General features: G+C 46.4%; 17 protein-coding genes and 1 CRISPR repeat array (1 of these 18 only partly in view). Of the genes, 3 read left to right on the top strand and 14 right to left on the bottom strand.

What is annotated here, in order from left to right; genetic code table 11:
- A CRISPR array of direct repeats spans nucleotides 1-1,668; the repeat unit is 32 nt; unit sequence GTTTCAACACACAGCCGCGCGGAGGCGGCTGC (it extends 1,227 nt beyond the left edge of the window).
- Nucleotides 1,669-1,859: 191 nt separating this feature from the next.
- The 10 genes from cas2 to DK428_RS11815 all read right to left on the bottom strand — a co-directional run bounded on the left by cas2 (nucleotide 1,860) and on the right by DK428_RS11815 (nucleotide 11,261).
- On the bottom strand, nucleotides 1,860-2,153 hold the full coding sequence (cas2, locus tag DK428_RS08015) for a CRISPR-associated endonuclease Cas2 (protein WP_109063569.1): 294 nt from the start codon (nucleotides 2,151-2,153) through the stop codon (nucleotides 1,860-1,862).
- Between the two features lie 3 nt (nucleotides 2,154-2,156).
- Nucleotides 2,157-3,170, bottom strand: coding sequence for a type I-C CRISPR-associated endonuclease Cas1c (cas1c, locus tag DK428_RS08010; protein WP_109089985.1), 1,014 nt, complete (start codon nucleotides 3,168-3,170; stop codon nucleotides 2,157-2,159).
- 103 nt (nucleotides 3,171-3,273) lie between these two features.
- A complete protein-coding gene (locus tag DK428_RS08005) occupies nucleotides 3,274-3,981 on the bottom strand; it encodes a hypothetical protein (protein WP_109063567.1) in 708 nt (235 codons plus the stop codon).
- A gap of 142 nt (nucleotides 3,982-4,123) precedes the next feature.
- Nucleotides 4,124-4,387 (bottom strand): hypothetical protein, encoded by a 264-nt coding sequence (locus tag DK428_RS08000; protein ID WP_109063566.1) that lies wholly within the window; start codon nucleotides 4,385-4,387, stop codon nucleotides 4,124-4,126.
- Nucleotides 4,388-4,551: 164 nt separating this feature from the next.
- Nucleotides 4,552-5,202 (bottom strand): CRISPR-associated protein Cas4, encoded by a 651-nt coding sequence (gene cas4 / locus DK428_RS07995; RefSeq protein ID WP_109063565.1) that lies wholly within the window; start codon nucleotides 5,200-5,202, stop codon nucleotides 4,552-4,554.
- Between the two features lie 2 nt (nucleotides 5,203-5,204).
- Nucleotides 5,205-6,086, bottom strand: a complete 882-nt coding sequence (cas7c, locus tag DK428_RS07990) for a type I-C CRISPR-associated protein Cas7/Csd2 (RefSeq protein ID WP_109063564.1) — start codon at nucleotides 6,084-6,086, stop codon at nucleotides 5,205-5,207.
- Nucleotides 6,087-6,098: 12 nt separating this feature from the next.
- Complete coding sequence (cas8c, locus tag DK428_RS07985) at nucleotides 6,099-7,856, bottom strand: type I-C CRISPR-associated protein Cas8c/Csd1 (protein WP_109063563.1); 1,758 nt, start codon at nucleotides 7,854-7,856, stop codon at nucleotides 6,099-6,101.
- Entirely contained in the window at nucleotides 7,853-8,536 is a 684-nt protein-coding gene (cas5c, locus tag DK428_RS07980) for a type I-C CRISPR-associated protein Cas5c (RefSeq protein WP_109063562.1), read from the bottom strand. The genes cas8c and cas5c overlap by 4 nt, the downstream gene beginning before the upstream one ends.
- Nucleotides 8,537-8,560: 24 nt before the next feature.
- Nucleotides 8,561-11,062, bottom strand: a complete 2,502-nt coding sequence (gene cas3, locus DK428_RS07975; protein WP_109063561.1) for a CRISPR-associated helicase Cas3' — start codon at nucleotides 11,060-11,062, stop codon at nucleotides 8,561-8,563.
- The gene (locus DK428_RS11815) at nucleotides 11,055-11,261 is read right to left on the bottom strand and encodes a CRISPR-associated protein Cas3 (RefSeq protein WP_239493757.1); all 207 of its coding nucleotides are present in this window, start codon (nucleotides 11,259-11,261) and stop codon (nucleotides 11,055-11,057) included. The genes cas3 and DK428_RS11815 overlap by 8 nt, the downstream gene beginning before the upstream one ends.
- 197 nt (nucleotides 11,262-11,458) lie before the next feature.
- Between DK428_RS11815 and glnE the strand changes: the two genes are divergently transcribed.
- Nucleotides 11,459-14,392, top strand: a complete 2,934-nt coding sequence (gene glnE / locus DK428_RS07965) for a bifunctional [glutamate--ammonia ligase]-adenylyl-L-tyrosine phosphorylase/[glutamate--ammonia-ligase] adenylyltransferase (RefSeq protein ID WP_109063560.1) — start codon at nucleotides 11,459-11,461, stop codon at nucleotides 14,390-14,392.
- A gap of 329 nt (nucleotides 14,393-14,721) precedes the next feature.
- Nucleotides 14,722-15,669, top strand: coding sequence for a bile acid:sodium symporter family protein (locus DK428_RS07960; RefSeq protein ID WP_109063559.1), 948 nt, complete (start codon nucleotides 14,722-14,724; stop codon nucleotides 15,667-15,669).
- An 84-nt stretch (nucleotides 15,670-15,753) separates the two neighbouring features.
- Here DK428_RS07960 and serS read toward each other — a convergent pair whose 3' ends face one another.
- Nucleotides 15,754-17,061 (bottom strand): serine--tRNA ligase, encoded by a 1,308-nt coding sequence (gene serS / locus DK428_RS07955; RefSeq protein WP_109063558.1) that lies wholly within the window; start codon nucleotides 17,059-17,061, stop codon nucleotides 15,754-15,756.
- A gap of 295 nt (nucleotides 17,062-17,356) precedes the next feature.
- Between serS and DK428_RS07950 the strand changes: the two genes are divergently transcribed.
- Complete coding sequence (locus DK428_RS07950; protein ID WP_109063557.1) at nucleotides 17,357-19,024, top strand: anaerobic C4-dicarboxylate transporter; 1,668 nt, start codon at nucleotides 17,357-17,359, stop codon at nucleotides 19,022-19,024.
- 404 nt (nucleotides 19,025-19,428) lie between these two features.
- Here the strand turns inward: DK428_RS07950 and DK428_RS07945 are convergent, their stop codons facing one another.
- From DK428_RS07945 to DK428_RS07935, 3 genes are all read right to left on the bottom strand, one after another.
- On the bottom strand, nucleotides 19,429-20,769 hold the full coding sequence (locus tag DK428_RS07945; protein WP_109063556.1) for a replication-associated recombination protein A: 1,341 nt from the start codon (nucleotides 20,767-20,769) through the stop codon (nucleotides 19,429-19,431).
- Nucleotides 20,770-20,781: 12 nt separating this feature from the next.
- Nucleotides 20,782-21,399: an outer membrane lipoprotein periplasmic chaperone LolA gene (lolA, locus tag DK428_RS07940; protein ID WP_109063555.1), complete on the bottom strand. Its 618-nt coding sequence runs from the start codon at nucleotides 21,397-21,399 to the stop codon at nucleotides 20,782-20,784.
- A 110-nt stretch (nucleotides 21,400-21,509) separates the two neighbouring features.
- A complete protein-coding gene (locus DK428_RS07935) occupies nucleotides 21,510-24,266 on the bottom strand; it encodes a DNA translocase FtsK (protein ID WP_109063554.1) in 2,757 nt (918 codons plus the stop codon).
- Between the last annotated feature and the right edge of the window lie 4 nt (nucleotides 24,267-24,270).

Here is a 24,270-nt window from a genome sequence, read left to right as displayed (position 1 = left end):
GCTGCCAAAAACAGGCCGCACTTTTATCCGCGCAACGAGCGGTTTCAACACACAGCCGCGCGGAGGCGGCTGCATCAAAACTATCATTATCAGACAGCTTAATTGCAGTTTCAACACACAGCCGCGCGGAGGCGGCTGCAGCACAAATATTCTGCCGCACAATTCGCCGATTCTGTTTCAACACACAGCCGCGCGGAGGCGGCTGCTGTGTAAGTCCATACCGGATCGCTTGGGCGATCTTGTTTCAACACACAGCCGCGCGGAGGCGGCTGCTTCAGCTTCGCTCAAGTCTTTAAATTTCATCGAGTTTCAACACACAGCCGCGCGGAGGCGGCTGCCAAAATCCTAATATAGTAAAAGATGGGGATAGTGTTTCAACACACAGCCGCGCGGAGGCGGCTGCGATTTTACCGCGCTACGAATTGTAACATAATCCGTTTCAACACACAGCCGCGCGGAGGCGGCTGCAACGACAAGTGACGGCATAGTTACTCAAAATATCGTTTCAACACACAGCCGCGCGGAGGCGGCTGCCAATAACAGGCTATATCATTGATAAATTAGGTAAAGTTTCAACACACAGCCGCGCGGAGGCGGCTGCGCAATGGTTCTTCATCTTCCGGTGATGGTAAAGGGTTTCAACACACAGCCGCGCGGAGGCGGCTGCAAAATGAATTTTCATATTGACTGGCTTACGATAGGTTTCAACACACAGCCGCGCGGAGGCGGCTGCTTGAAGTGTCAAAACCTCCATTATCAGCAGGTGGAGTTTCAACACACAGCCGCGCGGAGGCGGCTGCCTAGGATTCCCATCAACCCTAACCACAGAACCAGTTTCAACACACAGCCGCGCGGAGGCGGCTGCGCATTTTATTTTTATTATTTTATTTGGTATCCGGTTTCAACACACAGCCGCGCGGAGGCGGCTGCCTTGAAATTATTGAAGGCTTCAACAACTTTGCGATGTTTCAACACACAGCCGCGCGGAGGCGGCTGCCAATATGCTGCTATTGGGAAATTAGAATTTGTAAAGTTTCAACACACAGCCGCGCGGAGGCGGCTGCGGTCATAAATTTTGAATAAATAGATCCTGGCTTTGCTGTTTCAACACACAGCCGCGCGGAGGCGGCTGCCCTTTTTAGATTGAGGTTTTAATGGCTACAATAGACGTTTCAACACACAGCCGCGCGGAGGCGGCTGCTCAATAATCAGCGCTGAGCCATCACCTTCGGCGTAGTTTCAACACACAGCCGCGCGGAGGCGGCTGCACTTGTTCGCGGTCATCTCTCGTGTGCCTTCGACGTTTCAACACACAGCCGCGCGGAGGCGGCTGCGCGGGGTCGATTATCTATTTTACCGACCCGATGCAGTTTCAACACACAGCCGCGCGGAGGCGGCTGCACTTGTGGAAAGCCATTAAAGCGATGCGCAAGGTGGTTTCAACACACAGCCGCGCGGAGGCGGCTGCCCACGCCAAAGTGTATAGTCTAACGACAGATAAAGGTTTCAACACACAGCCGCGCGGAGGCGGCTGCACAAGGTGACCACCGGTTGGTTGTTGGAACGCCTGTTTCAACACACAGCCGCGCGGAGGCGGCTGCACTGGGACGTCGTTCGACCAGTGCAGAGTATACAAGTTTCAACACACAGCCGCGCGGAGGCGGCTGCTCCCTAGCTAAAAAAGCAAGAAAAATCAGCAGATTAAACACTGTATTTCGCTAACTGATTTTATGATAAGGAGTTTAGTAAGCATAACGGCCATACCGCCGTTATACAAATAAATTAACTTATCCAAATTGTTAAAGAAAATAAAGATCGCTATCCCATCAGGGTTTTAATGAGAGCAACAGGTTAGCGAACTAAATGACAAGCACGTCTTTAAATACATCCACTGCCCCTTTTGCCCCATGATGCTCCACTTTATTGCGCCACTTACTGCCTAAATGGTAAAAACGCAGGCTGTCACATGTAGGGTCGTAGGTCTCCAACAGTTTGTTTTTCAACATGACCCATTGGTCAGGCGTGACATCACATTCAAATACCGAATATTGCGCGCGTACGCCGTAATCTAAGCAATGTTTTGCGATATGACGCAATCGCGCTTGCCCGTTTGGATCGTCAAAAGAAATATCATAAGTAATCAGCATTAACATGGTTTATCTCATCAAAAACGGCGGATATTCCGCCAAATCCCCGCGCAAATGGCGCGCCAACAGCATTGCCTGAATATACGGCAGCAACCCGATTTCCACTTCTTCGCCTAAAAACGGATGAACGATTTTCTCCTGCTTTTTCGCCTGCAAGGCTTGGAACAATAGCTTACGCGCATCGGCTTTTAAGCTCACCGCGCCGCTTGCCTCGGTAACAAAATCCTGCGGTTTGATTTGCCCGCGGTTAATCAGCGACAACACCAACCTGTCCGCCCACCACGCGCGGAATTCTTCCAAAATATCCTGCGCCAAACTGTCGCGCCCCGGCCGGTCGGCGTGCAAAAAGCCCACCTGCGGATCCAGTCCCACGCCTTGCAGCGCGCCGCTGATGTCCTTGCCCAAAATGCTGTACACAAACGACAACAGCGCATTTACCCCGTCTCTGGGCGGACGGCGGTTGCGCCCGTCAAAAGTAAAGCCGCTTTTTTCGTTCAAAAGCTGCCCGAACACGCCGAAATAACGCGCCGCTGCATCGCCTTCAATACCGCGCACCACGTCCAGCTCCGCCGTGCCCTTCAACTGCCGCAGCGAAATATTCAAAGAATCGACCGCACTTTGAATCGCCGCATTCTCGCCATAATTGCCAATCTGCCGCTGAAGCACCCGCTTACTCGCCTGAATCTTCGCCGCAATGATATTGCGCGCAATCGGCACGGGATTTTGCTCTGACACCCGATACTGCGCCCGACGCAACAGCACATTGCCGCTCTGCCGCCCCTGAAGCCGTCCCAAGAAACGTCCGTTTTCTGTAAAAAACGCCAAATTCACATTATTTTCACCGCAAAACCCCAATAAAAACGGCGACACCAGCACATTCCCAAAGCAGAAAATATGCCCTATGGAATGCACCGGCAACTGCGCCACCTTCTTACGCTCCTGCTCCACTACCAGCGTCTCCCGCTCCTTATGCAGATAGCTGCCTTGGGTGGTGATGTAAAGCGTGTTTTGTAGCTTACGCATGGGGGAAACTCCTTGGGTTTGACCGCTCTTTTTTGGGGCAATGGTTAGACTACCTGAAAAATGATAGGTTAGATTAGGCGGAACGCCATAACCCGACCTATACTTATCCATTAAAGTAAGGAATAGAATTCCAATTATTAGCAACATTTTGAATAAAATGTGCCGTTAAATTAGGGAACTGTATTAATGGGGGATTAGGTTCTCCATGCTCTGCCATAAAATCTTGAAAACATAAAGCTAAGCTGGCTACGTGCTGATTACCTACATTAATATTAAAGTGGTTTGAAATAATAGTATTTATACGACGTATATCTGAATTATCAGGCACCTGCGTAGGATTGCTAACTAAATTAAACAATACACTTTCTAATGCTCCGCTAACATTATCCAAATTCCACATAAGACAAATCATACCTATTGCATCATAGAGTTCTTTAGCTATTGGATTCCAATTTGCTACTTGCTGCGCACCTCTGCCAGCGCCAGCACGACCTGCATTATTTGCATTTCCAACTTGACCCAAACCTGCCAACGGATCAAATAAAGGCAATCGATTTACTGCTGGATTTTGCCTTTGTATCAAATTAATAAAGTCATTAGCAACAGTTATTCCACAAACAAAAGTACCAACATCGGCTTGATCTGCATAATTTTGATAACTAAAAACATAGTATTCTCTGTCTAAAGTTGGTCCTGCACAACTTTCCTTGGTTTGTCCATTCAACAATCTGACATGAGCCAAGGGTATAATTTCAAAATCATGAACAAGTTGCTCACGAGTTTTTTCACCACGACAGTCACTAATAGGCATTTTCTATTCTCCAATTTCGATAAAAATTAATGGCTACTATAGAGATTTATCTCAAGGCTCCAATCACCTTAGAAAAACTTCAGCATAAGCACAACTTAAATAATACAGGTTAGGCTCTCGCCTAACTCAATAAAAACTCAAATCACTTTTCAAGATATTCGATGACATCGTGTCCTAATTGTTTTTGAGGAGAATAACCTAATGAAATTAGCTCTTGCTTCAATTTCTGGATTTCTTGTCCCATCTTATGTATTTGTAATTCATAAGATACTTCCTTAATCCACTGTCCCATTTGTTGCGGACTAATTTTCATAAGTTGTGCAATAGCTTGTTTGGTATATCCAAATTCAACATGTAATACATAAGCCATTTTTTTCTCTTTTGCTCGATGCATATGATTCAACATATTTGCTCCTAAATCAGGTTAAATTGAAAGTTTATTTCTAGCCAACGGTTAATTTGGCTGGAAAGGATTCTACTAATCAACAGTACTTATGTAAAGTATTATTTGAAAGTATTATTTGAAAGTATTTTTATACTATATTGATGTGCGTAGACTTTTGAAACCTACTACGCTCCAAACAACCCCTCCACATACCCCACACTCCTATCCCGTTTCCCCAACAACTCCGGCTGGCAAATCTCCGCCAGCGAGCAGGCTTTGCAGCGTTTGCCGTAGTTGGGCGGCGGGGTTTGGCCGCTGTTTAGGAGTTCGCGCACAGCGGCGATGGTGGCGAGTGTTTGGGCGCGCAGGTCGTCTGAAAACACGATGGGAACGCGGTGGCGGGTTTGCATATACCACAGCGCACCTTCGCTGACGGTTTGTCCCGTCATTTCTTCTAGGCACAAGCCTTGGGCGCAAAGCTGGATTTCGTCCATTGGGTCAGGTTTGGGCTTGCCGCGTTTGTATTCCACGGGTTTCAGACGACCTGTTTTCGTGTCCACTTCCACCAAATCCAACACGCCGCTGATGCCCAGTTTCTCCGCCGACACATGCACCGTCCGCTCAAAGCGCACACCCTTTCGCGTTTCCGGCTCACCCGAATCCACCCGCTCATGTAACGCTTTACCCTGCGCGGTCAAATAGTTCTCCGCCCACGCCTGCTCATTATGAATCAACGCGCATTGGCGCGGGCAGAAGGCGTAGTGTTGCAAGGCGGAAAGGGGAATCAGGCGCACGTCCTGATTTTCCCCTTGGGTTTCGGTTAAAAGTGCGGTCATTTTTAGCCTAATTTACGCAATAGCTTGGTTTCGCCAAGATTTTGATCGTCCACGCTGACAAGGTAGTCGTCAAAATTCCTTGCCACTTCCACTCCATCTTTTTTAGCAACCTGAATGCGTTTGAAGAGGCTATCAGCAGGTACGTCGCCCAAGCTGCCGCTGTGCTCAAACACATAAAGCCCGCGTGCATTCATTTGTCCGCGTGCGGCGGAATGGTCGTGGTCGAACATATTGACGAGCGCCTGCCAAAACAGCTCTAAATCGTTTTCGGAAAAGCCTGTTTGTTTGGCGAAATGGGCAGAAATGAAGCCGTGGCAGCGGTATAGCCCGTAGGGGACGGTGAATTTGCGACCCATTCTCCCACGTTCTTTCTTTGCTTTTTCTTCTTCACTATCTTCAGGATTTTGGGGGTTAACCTCTTTGGCTGGCGCACAACGAGTAATCGTATGTTCAAGTGTTACTATGGGATCAATGGAGCGGGAAAAAGTCAATTGCACAGGACCTCTAACTTGTCCCGCATTCTCACCTGTCGTTAAAACCGCACCAAAAGTACGAATATCGTAATAGCGTTTGCACATATATTGACGCGCACTTTCGGTTTTTTCTCTCCCATTTGGTTTGTCTTTTACTTCATCTTGCTGATGGGCTTCAGCAATTAAATCATTAAGAATGATTTTTTCACGAATAAAGATATCGTGATGTTCGTCATTTTGAGTCATTTGGATAAAATTGCGGACTTTGCGTTTCAGGCAGACATCAGTTACCAAACCTTCGCCGGTTTGCGGGTCGATACGCGGCAGGTTGCCTGCATCAGGATCGCCGTTAGGGTTGCCGTCTTGCACATCAAATAAAAAGACAAAATCGTAGCGTTTTTCAATAGTCATAGCATTTGCTCCTTATGCGGTTTTCTCTTCGTTAAACAGGTTTTTCAATGCGTCTTTGGTAAACAGGAATTGGGTTTCGTGGTAATAACCGATGGCAAATAGGCCTTGCTGTTCCAAATTCAAATGGTTGGGAAATCTCTGACAATGTTCCAAAATCTGGCGGATTTCCCATTGCAGTTGTACGGCACGTCCTTCAAATTCCAGCTTGTTCAAATGGTGCGGCAGCAGGCGCATCAATGTGCCGAATACGGCAATCGGCGTGCTGCTTGCCGAACCGAAATAGCGGTCGGCAATGGTGGCGTTCAAGCCGGGATTGGCTTCGGCCTGTGTTTTTTCCAGTACGGCAAACAGCCGCCCCAGCACATAGCCGATGTCTTGACGGTTTCTATCTAAGCTCATAGTTAGCTCCTTCATGTTTTTCAGACGACCCGCGCGGATTGCGCGATTGATATAGGCTTTAAGCAGACTTGCTCTGCCATAGGTAATTTTCTGTTCCGCCTTGTTGCGCCGCAAAGCAGCCTGCAACAGGCTGACGGGTAAAACGCGGTTGTTGAGTGCGGCATCTGTTACTTGGGCAATCAGGTCAGATGGCAGGTTTTCCATTTTGCCGTCCAACACCAAATTGCCCAGCAGGCGCGGTAACGGTATATATTCAGGGTATGGTGAGTTTTCGCCACGCACCATCTGCAAATCGTCATACCACGCTGCAATACTTTCGGATAAGGCGGCAACAGTGGTTTCATACCAAAAGCGGACGACAATGCGCGCGGAATTGGGTGATAAACCTAAAAGGTAGAATTTTTCTTTGCCGTCGGGTTCTGTGTATTTCCCGTTGTACAAGCTTTTATAAAGTGATTTGACCGCATCAATATGGGCATCGGGATTGTCTTTGCCGCCGCCGTTAATCAGCGAAGCAAGATGCTCTTCCAACGGGGTTGGTTTCGCACTCCAACAGATGGCTGTTACATCGCCGATACGGAAGCGATTTTCACCGGCAAGCAGAGTGTTTAAGGCGGTGGTGTATTCGAACATGGCTTGTTCGCCCACAGGAAAGATAAAGCCCTGCTCTTTGCCGTATGATTCAAAAGCCGACAGATTTACCGATGTAAACGGGGCGGGCTTAGCGTTCACACCTTTCACGGCGTTATGCAGCCGCGCAATCGGCGCAGGTTTGCCCGTTACTAGACAAATGCCTCTGGGGACGTTATCGGATTGTGCCTGATTAGCTTGACTCACATATGCCTGAACCGCCTTTGATTGACAAACCAAATCTACTGCCTCGTCCACCAAGCGGAAGCTGAGATTACAGCCTTTGACTTTGGCACATTCCGTCCAATTTGCAGCCTGCATGACTTTGCTTTTTTCTGCCGAAGAAGCCAGAAAAGCGGCAACGGCGGCAACGCCTGCATCATCAGGCAACACCTGTTTCAATTCGTTTACTTTGGCAGTAAAGCTGGCATGCTGTTTATCCGCCTGCTCTTGCCCTTTTTCTCCAGCATAGGCAAGTACATAACCGTGGTGATCCCACAATAAATTGCTTACTTCGTAGGATTTTGAACCACTCCTGCCCAAACCTTTCGGTACTAAAAAAATGCGGGCAACTTTTTTCTTATTTTTCAACTCACGAGTATCTTCAAGCTGAATAAATTTGCCCTGTTTGTCTATAACAATAATGAACGGGATTTCTTTGTTTTCAAACCCTTCCGGGGCAACCCCGCCATCGTTTTTGGCTTTGCGTTGGTAGTATTGGGTGAGCGCATGTAAAATCATCGTTTCACCTCCTCGCTGTCGGCTGGGGGCACGGTAATCACACCGTTTACTGCTTTGCATTGATAAAACATCGGCTCGGCGTTATTGGAATCGCGCGGGTCGGATTTGCTGAAATCCATGTCGTACAACATAAAGCCGAAATCTTGGGTAATGTCTTCGCGTGGCAAGCCATCTTCAGCCTTTTCAAGCAGCCTGAAATGGCAGGGAAACTCGCGGCAGCCCAAATAAGGTTGGTGGAAATATTGCCCTTTTTTTGCCCGCCGTTTGAACATTTCGGCAAATTTGACGTAGTTATCATCCTCGCCCGCTTCACTTGTCATGACAAAATCAGCGTGAATGCGGTAGGCGACGTCTTTCAGTAGCATGGATGCGCGCTGCTGGCGATACTTTGGTTTAAAACTATCTGATTTTGCATCATATTTTAAATCATCTATGTATAAACACTCAGCATCTCGTGTTGCTTTACTACCTAATTCATTACGGCGGACATTCATCCACTGAATCGGTTTCAGGATTTCTATCTTTAAGACCTTCCAGCGAATGGCCGGCTTCCACAATATTGCCATTAAGATGTTTCTGGCGGCAGACGGCGTGATAACAGGGTAGCTTACCCTCTCCACCTTAAGCTCAGGCCTGGTGAAGCATGCCAAATCACCGCTGATTTCTAGGATAAAACTCATATCATCTCCTTAATTGCTTTCATTTCATAAAACCGAATTTTCAGGTCGCCAAGCCGTATCATCAAAATCTGCACCAAGTACAGCTTTGTAATGGCCCTTATCTAACACCAACAATCCCGCTCTGGAAAAAACGGCATTCGCAGATAGCTTGTTGAGTTCTCGTTCGTACACAGTAACCGTGTAGCGTTGTAGCTTGCGGTAAACCCATTTGTGTTTGAGCGGATCGCTTTCTAAAAATTTGAACCAACTTTCAAATGGCTCGGGCAGCGGTGGCTGATCGGTCTGCCCGAAGGAATTGTCGGTTGGCTGCGGAAAACGTTGTTTGTCCAAAATATCCTGCCATTCTGAAACTTCCACGCTGTCCAAATGTCGTCTGAAAAAATCGTCTAACTCGTTTGCTTTGACGATTTGCGGACGGCTGTCTGCTTCCGAATAAGCTAACGGGATAAACGGCACAACGAGTGTCACGCCTTGGTTATCAATCAGGCGGAAACGTTCCGCAGCGGTGCGGAATTTAATTGCCAGCGGGTTTTCATTTGATGATTCTGCCGTCAAGAGTCTTGTAATGTCGTGTTTGTCCACATCGCCTTTGCCGTTGAACCGGCGGAAATATTCGGCAAATGCCAACGGGGAAAGCGGGTCGTCAAGCAGCCCTGCTTTCAGCATCTCTGCGGTAATGTCCTGCCCCTGTTTTAGGCTGCCGCTGGGCGCGCCTTCTTCGGCGCGGAATACGACTACTTCACCCAACTGTGGCAGTTTGCCTTCGCGGTTGCACCGCCCCGCCGCTTGGGCAATGCTGTCCAGCCCTGCCATCGCCCGATACACGCAAGGAAAATCCAAATCCACGCCGGCTTCAATCAACTGCGTGCTGACCAGCCATAAAGGCTTGTGCAGGCTGCCTGCGCGATACAGTGCCAAATATCGGCGAACCAACGCAATGACTTCGCTGCGGTGTGTGGCGCACATATTGGCAGACAAATGTAGCTTGATTCCGTTAGAAGGCAGGGCGGCAAAGAGTTTTTGGGCGTGTTTTCGCGTATTGACTACCGCCAAAACACACGGACGCGCGGCGATTTCATCGGCAATTTCCTGCCAGTTTTGCGTTTCGCCGTGTGGCAGCGGCATTTTGATGCGGACGCGGCGCAGTTTTTCCGATAAGGCAATTTTGTCTGCCACAATTTCGCGCACATCCAGCAGGCCTTCCAAAATAGTGCGGCCGAATGCGTCGATATTTTTGCCAAGTTCAGGCTGAGTTGCTGTGCACAGCACAAAGGTAACACCGTAATCGCGCGCCAACACCCGCATCATGTCGGTAATCGACTTTTGGAAATCGCGCGGAAGCTGCTGGGCTTCATCCAAAATCACCACGCTATCGGCAATATTGTGAATCTTGCGGCAACGGCTGGTTTTCGCTGCAAACAGGCTTTCAAACAGTTGCACATTGGTGGTAACAATCAGAGGTGCGTCCCAATTTTCCGTAGCAAGACGAGTTTTCGCTGTTTCCTTATCTTCTTTCACTTCCAAATTGCTGTGGTGCTCCAAAACCACATCATCGCCTAATGCTTTGCGGAAAACATTGGCGTTCTGCTCGATAATACTGGTGAAAGGAATGGCGTAGATAATACGTTTTTTGCCGAATTTGAGCGCGTGCTTCAAAGCGAATCCCAAGCTCGCCAAAGTTTTACCGCCACCGGTCGGCACGGTTAAAGAAAACAAAGTGCGGTCGGTTTCTGCGACAGAAAAACATTGCTGTAAAATGGCATGGCGTTCTTGATTTAAGAATGAATCTTTATCTGATTTCTCATGAAGTTGCGACATATATTGCTCATATCGTCGGTGCAACTCATCCAAACCGGGAAATTTGGGGCGCAATCCGGCAGCCTGCGCAGTATCCGCATCGGCATAGCCGTTCATAAAGGCTTCGGTATCCAAAAAATCGGCATCCACCAAACAGGAAAAGAGAAAACGCAACCAAATATGCAATTCTTCCAGCTTTGCCCCCTCTTCCCAAAACGCAAAAAAATCCCGCATCAAGTCATCATCGGATAACGGGAAAAAATCTTTGGGCAAACCGCTCTCCGCCAAGCCCGACAAAGACGCCGCCAATTCATTATCTGCCTGTTGCAGACGATGCTTTAAGCTCCCATTGTCATACCAATCCGCTAATCCCGCATGGTGTCCTGCAATCAGATATGCCAGCAAATGCCCGAAAAATGGATTTAGACGTTCTACCGCATATTTGGCACCGGCAGTGGAATGCGGAATTTTGCGCAACTTGGTAGATTCGACATCTTCCAAATGGGCATTTTCTTTTTCAAAGCCGGATGCATTACGGATATATTTCTGAAAAGCTTCCTGAAATTTCCCCAAATCGTGCAAAAGCCCCGCATATTCAGCAAACAACGACCCATAACGCCCTGCAAAACGCTTGGCGAGTTGGGCGACTTTTTGTAGATGTTTTTGCAGGGGATGGGAATGCCAATTTTTTGATGAGTCTTGGCGGGCGTGGGCAATCATGTCAGACATTTGTAACCCCAAAATAAAAATAAGGAAGTAGAAATATTTTGCCGGAATTGCGTATAAGGTCGAACTGTTGAGTAACCAAACCTAAATTCAGTTTTGCGGCAAGCTGCCCGGAAATAGAAGAGGTTTCCAGTAGATGATCAATAAGTAATTGCTGTAATCCATCAGATTGACGCACATGCGCAATCGAATTTTTACTCATCGCAGTTCCTTTTAGGTTAAAATAATAGGAAAAATTCTCATCAAAATAATTTGTGATTTCATAAAAAGAATATCAAAAATATTACATATCATCTAACGCCGATTTTTCATTCTGAGACCCCAATCACACTTTTTCTCCCCTGAAATTTGCCCCATTTCATGCTAAAGTTTACGCACTATTTTTCATAAGGATTCACCATGTCTTTTGTTGCTCAATTTACCGATAAACTCCGTTCTCTCGCAGAGGTTTTAATTCACTCTTTTCCGGAAAAATTCGATTCCACCTTGTTTGAACAAATCGAACAACAAAGAGAAGATCCTGCAACGAATATTGGGCAAATGGCTGTGGCGGTGGCGATGTCGGATTTTGTGGCGGAGGCGTGGCAGAAACAGCCAGCGTTTTTAGCAAAATGTTGGGAAAAACTACCGCACTTTGAGAACTGTGACCAGTACACCGAACGGTTGGATGAGGTATTACAGCATGTGCAAACGGAAGAACAGCTTTATCGGGAATTACGTCTGTTTCGCGCCCGTGAAATGGTGAAGCTGAGTGTTTGCCAAAGTCTCAATTTCGCCACGGTGGAACAGGTTTTTATTCGCTTGTCGCAACTGGCGGAAAGTCTGATTATTGGTGCGCGCGATTGGCTTTATGCACGGGCTTGTGAAGAAATGGGTACGCCAATGGATGCGCAGGGCAACGCACAGCAGTTATACATTCTCGGCATGGGAAAATTGGGTGGCTTTGAGCTGAATTTTTCTTCCGACATTGATTTGATTTTTACTTATCCAAGCCAAGGGGAAACCGTGGGGGCACACCGCAGCGTGGATAATGCGAAGTTTTTCACCCGTTTGGGACAACGCTTGATTAACGCGTTGGATCAATACACCGCCGATGGTTTTGTGTACCGCACGGATATGCGTTTACGCCCCTTTGGGGATAGCGGCGCGCTGGCGCTCAGTTTTAACGCCATGGAGCAGTATTATCAGGATCAAGGACGCGATTGGGAACGTTACGCCATGATTAAAGGTCGCATTTTAGGTGCGCAAGCAATGGATCCCAATGTTGCCGTTTTACAGAATTTATTGCGCCCGTTTGTGTATCGTCGCTACATCGATTTCAGCGTGATTCAGGCGTTGCGTGAGATGAAACAAAAAATCGAACGGGAAGTGCGCCGCCGCAACCTCACCGATAACATCAAATTGGGCGCGGGCGGCATTCGTGAAATTGAGTTTATCGTACAGGTTTTTCAGTTAATTCGCGGTGGTCGGGAAATTGCCTTACAGCATCACGAATTGCTGAATTTATTGCCGGAACTGAGCAGGCTGAATTTAATTTCCAGCGAACAGGAATCCGATTTGCGCCACGCCTATTTATTTCTACGTCGCGCGGAAAATGTACTGCAAGCCATCAAAGATCAACAAACCCAACAACTGCCCGATAACGAATTGGATCGTCAACGTTTAATCTTCGCCTGCGCGGAATTTACCCAATGGGGTGCGCAACAAGAAAGTGTTTCCGTCACCTACCCGATTCACGATTGGGCGAATTTTCTCGCCGTGTTACACGAACATCAGCGCAAAGTGCGGTCGGTTTTTCAGTCATTAATTGGCGATGAGCAAGAGGAAAACATATCGGAAAATGCGTGGGAAGATTTCCTCGAAGCGGATTTTGACGAACAAGAATTGCTCGGCATTTTGCAACAAAACGGTGTACCGGAGGAGGAACAAGATGCGGTGTTGGATCGTCTGTTGCAATTTCGCAACGAATTGCCTCGTTATGCCATTGGTGTGCGCGGGCGGGCAGTGCTCAATCGCTTAATGCCAAACCTGTTGCAACAAGTTTTACACACGCCCAACAGCCCTATTTTACTGCCACGGATTTTGACGATTATTGAAAAAATTCTCACGCGTACCACTTACCTCGAACTGTTGGCAGAGAATCCGCAAGCCTTGACGCAGCTTATCGAACTTTGCGCCCAATCAAAATTTATTGCAGAACAAGTGGCGCGCCACCCGATTTTGCTCGATGAATTGCTCGATCAAAAATCCCTGCGAAATCCACCGCACTTTACCGAGTACGCCTCCGAATTACAGCAATATTTATTGCGCCTGCCGCAAGATGACGAAGAACAATTTATCGACGGCTTGCGCCAGTTTAAGCACGCAGCCCTGCTCCGCATTGCCGCTGCCGATATTCTCGGCGTGTTGCCGGTAATGAAAGTGAGCGATCATCTCACCTATTTGGCTGAGGCGATTATCGGCGCGGTGGTCAATTTGGCATGGCAACAAATCGCCGTGCGTTTTGGTGTGCCCGAACATTTGGCGGAAGGAGAGAAAAACTTCCTCGTGGTGGGTTACGGCAAATTGGGCGGCATTGAATTAGGCTATAAATCTGACTTAGATCTCGTCTTCTTATACGATCCCGCCGGCAACAGTCAAACCGTTGGCGGCAAAAAAGTCATCGACAGCAACCAATTTTATTTACGTTTAGCCCAAAAAATCGTCAGTATTTTCAGCATGAATACCAGCGCCGGGATTTTATATGACGTGGACATGCGCCTGCGCCCATCCGGTGATGCAGGATTGCTTGGTTGCTCTTTCTCCGCCTTTGAGAACTATCAACTAAACGAAGCCTGGACCTGGGAAAAACAAGCCTTGGTGCGTAGCCGTGCAGTGTTCGGCGAACAGAAACTACGGGACGAATTTGAAACCATTCGTCACAAAGTACTTTCTGCCCCACGTGACTTAGTTCAACTGAAACACGATGTCGGCGAAATGCGGGAAAAAATGTATGAACATTTGGCAAAACATGATGACGCCCAATTCAACATTAAAACCGACCAAGGCGGCATTACGGACATTGAATTTATCGCACAATATTTGGTTTTGGCGCATTCGCCACAACAGCCCGCACTCACCCGTTGGTCAGACAATGTGCGGATTTTCGAGATCATGGCAGAATATGGCGTGATTTCTGACGCCGACAGCGAACGATTAAAACAATGTTATGTGGATCTGCGCAACCGTATTCACCATTTGAATTTACTCGGTTTACCCTCTGTGGTGGACGGGGCGGAATTTTGTGCAGAACGGGCGTTTGTGCGAGAGATTTGGGGGCGTTTGTTTCGTTAAAGTGCCGATATTATGTAGCAAATGCACAAAACGCTTGCTGAGCCTGTCGAAGCATTAGTTTTGTGTATCAGAGAATCTGAAATGACTTACACTTCGACAAGCTCAGTGACCGTCATTTCAGCTTTGTGCAACTGCTACATAATGTCGTAAAGTGCGGTCATTTTTGACAGCGTTTTTTTTCATCACTAAAAAACGTGAATTTATTTACGAAAATAAAATAAATTCACGTTTTCGCCTCTTTGAGGCAGAAAATATTTTTTCATTACGCCTATTTTCTGCTATGTTGACTATCTTTTTTCACTACCCGTATTTCAATTTAAGGACATTTTATGCAAGCATTGCTTAAATTTACCCAATTTGTCAGCAAAACTTTTGCGCTTTGGGTGCTACTTTTCGCCCTCCTCGCGTTTCTCTCGCCGGCAACCTTTTTATGGCTTCGTCAATATATTCCTTACTTGCTCGGCATCGTGATGTTCGGCATGGGGATTACGCTCACTTTTAACGATTTCAGTGAAGTCGCGAAACATCCAAAAGCCGTCATTGTCGGCGTAGTCGGACAATTTGTGATCATGCCATCCATCGCTTTTGTCCTAGCAAAAGCATTGAATCTGCCGGACGATTTGGCCGCCGGTGTGATTCTCGTCGGCGCCTGCCCGGGTGGTACATCGTCTAACGTGATGACTTATTTAGCCCGTGGTAACACCGCACTTTCCGTGGCTTGCACCACCATTTCCACCTTGTTGGCGCCGTTATTAACGCCGGTGATTTTCTATGTGTTGGCCAGCCAATGGATCGAAATTAACGCTACGGCGATGTTCGTTTCCGTATTAGAAATGGTGCTTTTCCCAATTTTCTTAGGCTTGGTGATTCGCGCCTTGTTCAAAAAACAAATGTCGCAAATCAGCCAAACCATGCCTTTGGTTTCCGTCATCGCGATTGTCTTAATTCTTGCTGCAGTGGTCGCCGGAAGCAAAGACAAAATCATCGACTCCGGTTTATTGATTTTCGGTGTGGTTGTGTTGCACAACTGTTTGGGTTACCTCATCGGCTTTATGGCTGCCAAATTACTCAAATTAAATAACTACGACAGCAAAGCCATCGCCATTGAAGTAGGCATGCAAAACTCCGGTTTAGGCGCGGCACTTGCCACTGCGCATTTGAACCCAATCGCTGCCGTACCAAGCGCCGTGTTCAGTTTCTGGCACAACGTTTCCGGCCCGATTTTGGCGAACTACTTCTCTACTTTGAAAAATGGTAACGAAGAAGACAACAAGTAGTGAAAACAGCTAAAAAAACGACCGCACTTTGAACTCTCAAAGTGCGGTCATTTTTTTTAACATTTTTTAAAACGGATAGATGGTTTATTTTCCAATCACTTCCAAGCCGCCCATATAAGGACGTAAGACTTCCGGCACAGTAATAGAACCATCGGCATTTTGATAGTTTTCCAACACTGCAACCAAAGTACGGCCGACAGCCAAGCCGGAACCGTTTAAGGTGTGCACCAAGCGGGTTTTCTTGTCGCCTTTTGAACGGCAACGGGCTTGCATACGGCGCGCTTGGAAATCCCACATATTAGAGCAGGAAGAAATTTCACGGTAGGTATTTTGCGCCGGTACCCACACTTCCAAGTCATAGGTTTTGCAAGAGCCAAAGCCCATGTCGCCGGTGCAAAGCAACACTTTACGATATGGCAAGCCAAGTAATTGCAACACTTTTTCTGCGTGGCCGGTAAGTTCTTCCAAGGCTTCCATGGATTTTTCCGGTTCTACGATTTGTACCAATTCTACTTTGTCAAATTGGTGCATACGAATTAAGCCGCGGGTATCACGTCCGTAAGAGCCTGCTTCGGAACGGAAACACGGCGTATGTGCGGTCATTTTTAACGGCAGATTTTCCGCTTCTAGAATCTCACCACGTACTAAATTGGTTACCGGCACTTCTGCGGTCGGAATTAAGCCGTAAGTACGTTGTACTTCATTTGGGTCCTGACCTTCCAACGGTTTGGTGTGGAATAAATCTTCACCGAATTTTGGAAGCTGTCCAGTACCATAAAGGGTATCGTGGTTCACTAAATAAGGCACATAGGCTTCGGTGTAACCATGTTGTTCGGTGTGTAAATCCAGCATAAATTGCGAAATTGCACGGTGTAATCGAGCAATCTGTCCTTTCATGACGACAAAGCGGGAACCGGTTAATTTCACCGCAGCGGCGAAGTCCAATCCTTGCAATTTCTCGCCAAGGCTAACGTGATCGAATATATCAAAATCAAATTTACGTGGCTCGCCCCAACGGGAAACTTCTAAATTGTCGCTATCGTCTTTGCCCAACGGGACTTCATCGGCAGGAATATTAGGAATGTTTAACGCAATATCATTTAAAGCATTTTGCACTTTTTCAAGTTCTACCTTGCCCAGCTCTAATTCTTCTCCCATGTGATCCACTTCTGCCAACAATGGTGCGATGTCTTCGCCACGCGCTTTCGCAGCACCAATGGCCTTGGAGCGGGCATTGCGTTCGGCCTGTAAGGTTTCGGTTTTCACCTGCAAGGCTTTGCGTAGTTCTTCTAATTGGGTAATAGCTACAACATCAAGCGTGAAACCTCGTTTAATTTTTAATTTTTCCGCGACTTCTGCCAGATTATTACGAAGTAAATTCGGATCGATCATAATGGTTACCTTTATTCTGTGACTAAAAATACATTTATTCTATATCGTATTAACCAAATAGACTAGTGAAAACATGGACTAAAGTGCGGTCGTTTTTGGCGGTGTTTTTCTCTCGGCGAAAAATGTTTATAAACGTCGATTAAGTATTTTAGTTTCCACCGTCATTGAATTCTTAATGCAAGGAATTTTGATTTAACGCAATGAACTGCATAATTCTACTACTTAAGAAGTAGTTTTAATGTTAGACTAGCGCCGATTTTCTAAGCACAAAATGAAGTTATTTTCTGGAGTATCTATGGAATTTCTAATTAACTTAAGTGAAGGCTCGCAATTCGCTATTCAGCTTGCGATCGTCTTAATTTGTTTATTCTACGGGGCCAAAAAAGGCGGTATTGCATTAGGTCTTTTAGGTGGAATCGGCTTAATCGTATTGGTTTTCGGTTTCGGTATCGAACCGGGCAAACCTGCCATTGATGTTATGCTCACCATCCTTGCCGTAGTAGTCACGTCCGCTACATTACAAGCCAGCGGCGGTTTAGATGTAATGTTGCAAATTGCGGAAAAATTACTACGCAAAAACCCGAAATATGTCAGTATTCTCGCACCGTTCGTCACTTGTACCCTCACCATTCTTTGCGGTACCGGCCATGTGGTTTATACCATGTTGCCGATTATTTATGATATCGCTATTAAAAATGACATCCGTCCGGAACGCCCAATGGCGGCCAGTTCCATCGCTTCACAAATGGGTATCATCGCCTCCCCTGTGTCCGTGGCTGTGGTGACATTAACTGCGTTCTTAGTCAATGCACAAAATCACTTAGCCGGTTTCGACGGTTATTTAGACTTATTAAAAATCACCGTGCCATCCACCCTTTGCGGCGTATTAGCCATCGGTATTTTCAGTTGGTTCCGCGGTAAAGATTTGGATAAGGACAAAGAATTCCAAGAAAAATTAAAAGATCCTGAGTTCAAAAAATATGTGTATGGCGACAGCACTTCTTTACTTGACAAAAAATTGCCGCAATCTAGCTGGAATGCCATGTGGATTTTCTTCGGTGCCATTTTAGTGGTTGCTGCATTGGGTTACTTCAAAGAATTACGTCCGTCCTTTGAAAAATCCACACCTGCGCAAGTGGTTGAAGTGGTTTCCGATAACAAAGCGGTACAAAGCTTCAATGTGAAAGACGGCAAAATCCTCGCACTTGCTAAAGACGGTAAAGTGGCTCTTGATGTAAAAGACAGCAAAGCAAAAGCCAAAACCGCTTATGACAATATTGAAATTTATGACGCTAAAGGCGCGTTAACTCAAACTTTAGCCGCACAAGATAACAACGTCGTCATCACCGTCGGTGATAAATCCGACACCATTGCCAACGCTACTATCGTATTAAAAGACAGTGTGAAGAAAAAAGCCCCATTAGGCATGGTTCATGTTATCCAAATCTTCATGTTATTAGCCGGTGCGCTCATCATCATCTTCACCAAAACCGATGCCGGTAAAATCAGTAAAAACGAGATTTTCCGTTCCGGTATGATTGCGTTAGTTGCGGTATTCGGTATCTCTTGGATGGCGGAAACCATGTTCACCGTTCACACCCCGATGATGAAAGCGGCATTAGGTGACATTGTAAAAGCCCACCCTTGGACTTACGCGGTGATGTTGTTATTAATCTCCAAATTCGTAAACTCTCAAGCTGCCGCTTTGGTTGCCTTCGTACCATTAGCATTAAATATCGGTGTTGATCCGGCAATCATCCTCGCCTTCGCTTCTGCTTGTTATGGTTACTACATTTTACCGACTTACCCAAGCGACTTGGCGGCGATTCAATTCGACCGCTCCGGCACCACCCACATCGGTAAATTCGTGATCAACCACAGTTTCATCCTTCCTGGATTAATCGGGGTGATTACGTCCTGTATCTTTGGGTATATCTTCACAGGGATGTTTGGGTATTTGTAGTTTGAAGATTTAATTGAATCTTATTGAATGGAAAGGCTATTTCGTTGGGAGTAGCCTTTTTGTTATTGTCACTTTTCTTTGCTTGTGCAAAGAAAAGTAACCAAAAGAAAGCACACCCCGGATAAATTGCTTATCCTCTCTTAGGATTAATTTTCTTTACGAAAAATTTCGAACTCGCTTCGCTCAAACACGCGAAATTTTCCTAAAAATTAACCCACGTTCGGGCAATTTATAGGGGGAATCTATTTAATTAGTACATTATTCTCTAAAGTGCGGTCTAATTTTCGGGTGTTTTCAGGTCAAAAACTAATTCTAAAACTCACCACACTTTTATCAGGCGTTAGTGGGTTTTCATCCGAGCTGTTGACTTGTAATTGTCTTGCACAAGCAAGAAAGTAGGGATGCTATTTATATCGTTTCGTCTGACTTTCCTGATCTAGCCCTTTTAACCAGTCCAACTTTTCCTTAATCTTAATCTCCATGCCTCTTGTAGTAGGGAAATAAAATTGAGTGTCTTTGAGTTGTGGCGGGAAGTAGTTTTCGCCGACGGCGTAGGCGTTGGGTTCGTCGTGGGCGTAGCGGTATTCGGCACCGAAGCCGAGGTCTTTCATGAGATTGGTTGGGGCGTTGCGGAGGTGTTCCGGCACATCAAAATCAGCAGATTCAGTCGCCAGTTTTTTCGCAGCTTTGAAGGCGAGGTAAACAGCGTTGCTTTTTGGCGCAACGGCTAAATAGACAATAGCTTGCGCAATCGCGCGTTCGCCTTCGGCGGCACCGACACGGGTAAAACAATCCCATGCGGCAAGGGCAACCTGCATTGCGCGTGGGTCAGCATTGCCCACATCTTCCGAGGCAATCGCTAATAAACGGCGTGCTACATAAAGCGGGTCACCGCCAGCAGTGATAATCCGAGCATACCAATAGAGCGCCGCATCTGGTGCGGATCCGCGAATAGATTTATGCAGCGCGGAAATGAAATCGTAGAAACGATCGCCTTGTTTATCAAAACGCGCCTGCCGTTCGCCCAACACTTCCATAAGTAAAGTGCGGTCTAAAATTTTGCCGTTTTTTGATTCGGTGGCCATGTCCACCATCATTTCCAAGCAGTTCAACGCAAGGCGTGCATCGCCGTTGACGTATTCTGCCAAAAGCGACAACAAATTCTCCTGCAAATCTAACCGCACTTTGCCCAAGCCGTTTTCCTGATCGTCGATCGCCTGTTGCAAAACGCGTTCAATTTCCTGCGTAGAAAGTGGTTTGAGAATATAAACCCGTGCGCGGGAAAGTAGCGCGTTATTTAATTCAAAGGAAGGATTTTCTGTGGTGGCGCCAATAAAAATAATGGTACCGTCTTCGATATGTGGCAGAAACGCATCTTGCTGGCTTTTGTTGAAACGGTGAACTTCATCCACAAACAAAATGGTGCGCAGACCCGCCAATTTGTTTTGTTTGGCTTTTTCAATGGCTTCACGAATTTCTTTAATGCCACTGGTGACCGCAGAAATTCGCTCCACTTCAGCGTTAATGCGTTGAGCGATAATCTCTGCCAAAGTGGTTTTTCCGGTGCCGGGCGGCCCCCAGAAAATCATGGAATGGACGTATCCCGCCTCAATGGCTTTGCGTAACGGTTTGCCTTCACCCAATAAATGCGACTGACCGCAATATTGCACCAATGTAGTTGGACGCATTCTTGCGGCGAGTGGGCGGAAATCATTTTCGTTAAAATCAAAGCTGAAGTTGGACATCGTTAATTCCGATTATTTTTTGCGTTGATCGTCCAATTCCACGCCTTTTGGCACGCTAAATTTAAACAATGCACTATCTAAATTTTGATTGGAAATATTACGCAACACATATTGATTGGATTGCCCGTCTTTCTCAATGGTACTAAACCCTTTTAATACGCCGCTTTCATCAATACGAATATCAAATTGCTTGATATTACTGTTTTTCGCTTTTGGTTTTAATACAAAAGTATCGCTTTTTTGCTCAACGGAATATTGTGCCCAATGGCTTTTATCGTTGCTAGTCAACAACACGAACGGCGTATTATTCACCGCGTCTTTTACCCAATTGGCCGTAACTTGTTCCACAAACGGATCATAAAACCAAAGGGTTTGTCCATCGGCAATAATTTGTGTTTCTTGCGGGGATTTGGTGTCCATGCGGAACAAATTCGGACGCTTAATTTGTAATTTGCCGTTGCCTTGTTGTACGTTTTTACCATTCGCCGACATCACGGTTTGTGCAAAGTCCGCACTCAACACATCCACTTTGTTTAAGCGATTTTGTAGCTCAACATCGGCATTTGCCCAAGCAAGAGATGCCATACCCAGAAGGGAAAGTGCGGTGAGTTTTTGGAGCATTTTATTCATATGATTAAATTCCTTGTTTAAACCGATTGCCTTTTCTCTCTCCGTTTACAGACGGCTGAAAAGGCAAGAAAAATAAAGTAACAATTTGACATCAAAAGAATCGATTAATTCTAATAATCCGCTCCACGCGCCAACACTTCACGCTTGCCGTTTTGTGCGGCGGAAACAATGCCTTGTTCTTCCAACTGTTCCATAATGTTAGCGGCACGGTTGAAACCCACGCGGAAACGGCGTTGAATGGCGGAAATAGAAGTCGTGCCGGTGCTGACGACAAATTCTACGACTTCATCAAATAAGTCATCAATTTCACCGGAACGATCACCTGTGCGCTCTGCACTATTTTCTTCTTCGTCACCATCAAGAATACCGTCAATATAATTCGGTTTGCCACGCGCTTTCCAATCATCCACAACACGCCCTACTTCGTTATCGGTCATAAAGGCACCGTGAATACGCATCAATTCGGTGGAACCTTGTGGTGAATACAGCATATCCCCTTTGCCTAACAGCGACTCCGCACCACCGGCATCAAGAATCGTACGCGAATCGATTTTAGTGGCGACGGTAAACGCAATGCGGGTTGGTACGTTGGCTTTGATTAAACCGGTAATCACATCCACAGAAGGCCGTTGGGTTGCCAGAATTAAGTGAATCCCGACCGCACGGGCTTTTTGCGCCAAGCGGGCGATAAGTTCTTCCACCTGTTTACCGGCGACCATCATTAAATCCGCAAATTCATCGACAATCACAACGATATAACTGAGTTTCTCCAACGGTGGCGGTAAATTATCCATAGAGTCGCCGGGACGCCATAACGGATTCGGAATCGGCATATTTAAGGCGTCATATTCATCAATTTTTTCATTAAATCCTTCGATATTGCGCACCCGAATTGCCGACAATAATTTATAACGGCGCTCCATTTCATCCACACACCAACGCAACGCATTAGCGGCTTTTTTCATGTCGGTCACCACTTCCGTCAACAAGTGTGGAATGTCGTTATAAATAGAAAGCTCTACGACTTTCGGGTCAATCATAATGAACTTCACTTCTTCCGGTTTCACCCGATAAAGCAAGCTCAGAATCATCGTGTTCACGCCAACGGACTTACCGGAACCGGTCGTTCCCGCCACCAATAAATGCGGCATTTTAGCCAGATCCACGACCACCGGCTTGCCGCTGATATCTTTACCCAATGCCATGGAAAGTAAGGCCTTAGAATGACGGAATTCGTCGCTGTCCAACACATCCCGCAACGGCACCATTTGACGATGATCGTTCGGTGTTTCAATACCAATATAAGGTTTGCCCGGAATCACTTCCGCCACACGAATAGAACGAAACATCAATGCACGCGCTAAATCCGTATCTAAGCTGGTAACGCGTGAAGCCTTCACACCGGGATCCAACTCTAATTCATAACGGGTCACCACAGGCCCTACCAAGACATCTTTCACTTTGGCCTTCACATTAAAATTGCGTAATTGTTGTTCAATTCGCTGTGAAGTTTCCACAATTTCTTCTTGCGTAATATCTTGCGCGCGGGTTGGATGATGTTCCAATAAATCCAGGCTTGGCAACGGCGTAGTCGGCTTTTCTACTTTATTTTTATGTTGCTGAAACACAGGATGCACCAAAGAATCGCCATAAGGTTTGTAATTATGCGGTTTCGGCTCGGGTTCTTGCGGCTGCTCCTGCACAATTTGTTGATAAACCTCTTGTGCGCCCATAGCCTTGGCTCGCTCTTCCATTTCCTGCAAACGTTGTTGTTCTTGGGCGGCAAACTGACGGGCTAAATCGCTTTCCGCCGTGCTTTCAATATCAGCATCCGCTTGAGTTGGATTTGCCAAAGAAACACTTGGAATCGCCTCATCGGTAGCAAAATTTGAAGCGTGAAAATCTTGTGAAAAATCCACCGCACTTTGACTGTTGTTATTGTCATCGGCCTGTTGCCACACCGGTGTAAAATCATCTTGATTCGGCAGGTTAACTTCACTGTTGTAGGTGGAAATACTCACATTCGGCAACGGTTCTTGTTGTTCAAAATCATAGGCGACAAACTCATCCGATTTATCATCTGCCGCAAAAGTTTGAACCTTATCCGCATTACTTGCTTGTGCCGTCGTTGACAAACCGCTGATATTAATCTGACTTGTCGGTGCGACAATATCGTCAATTGGGGCATTAGACAGATTTTCTGCCAACGGCGTAGCCAAAATATCCTCTTCTCTAATGACGATTTCTTCCACTGCTTCCGATGCTTCATCCTCTTCCGTTTTTTCCGGTTCAGGTGGGTTTTGCATCGTCAACCATTGATAAAAACGCATTAACACACGAATAAATGACGTGCCGGAGCAAAAAATAAACCCTATCACAGAAAAGACAATGGCAAGACACAACACCCCGAATTTGCCTAAGCTCGGATATAAATTCAACGTCAAACTGCCGCCTAACACGCCACCGGCAAGATAACTTGCGGTGTTGTTCAACGATAACGTACAAATCACCGTCAAGCCGCACAACAACAAAATAAAACCGAAAGAACGCAGACTCACTTTTGTCCAAGTGAGCTCATTTACGCGTTTAGAACGAATTAAATAGACGGGAATAAAAAATAAAATAAAAGGAATCAGATTACCGATGTAACCGAAAAAAACAAAAAATAAATCCACAAACCACGCGCCCAATGCACCCGCTTTATTGATGGTTTCAGGCGCAAAACTGGAGGTTGCCCAAGAACTATCCAACGGCGTATAACCTGACCATGCAATAATCAAATACAGGCCCAAAAGTGCGGTCAATCCCAGCAGTAAATTTAACAGGTAAGATTTTGGCGAAAAATGTTCGGTAATATGTTTAATCATGCGT

Origin of the sequence: Aggregatibacter kilianii (assembly GCF_003130255.1) — a bacterium.
In the GTDB taxonomy this organism is placed as follows: domain Bacteria; phylum Pseudomonadota; class Gammaproteobacteria; order Enterobacterales; family Pasteurellaceae; genus Aggregatibacter; species Aggregatibacter kilianii.
The sequence above is the reverse complement of the archived record's forward strand: the minus strand, read 5'-3'. Positions and strand labels throughout refer to the sequence as shown.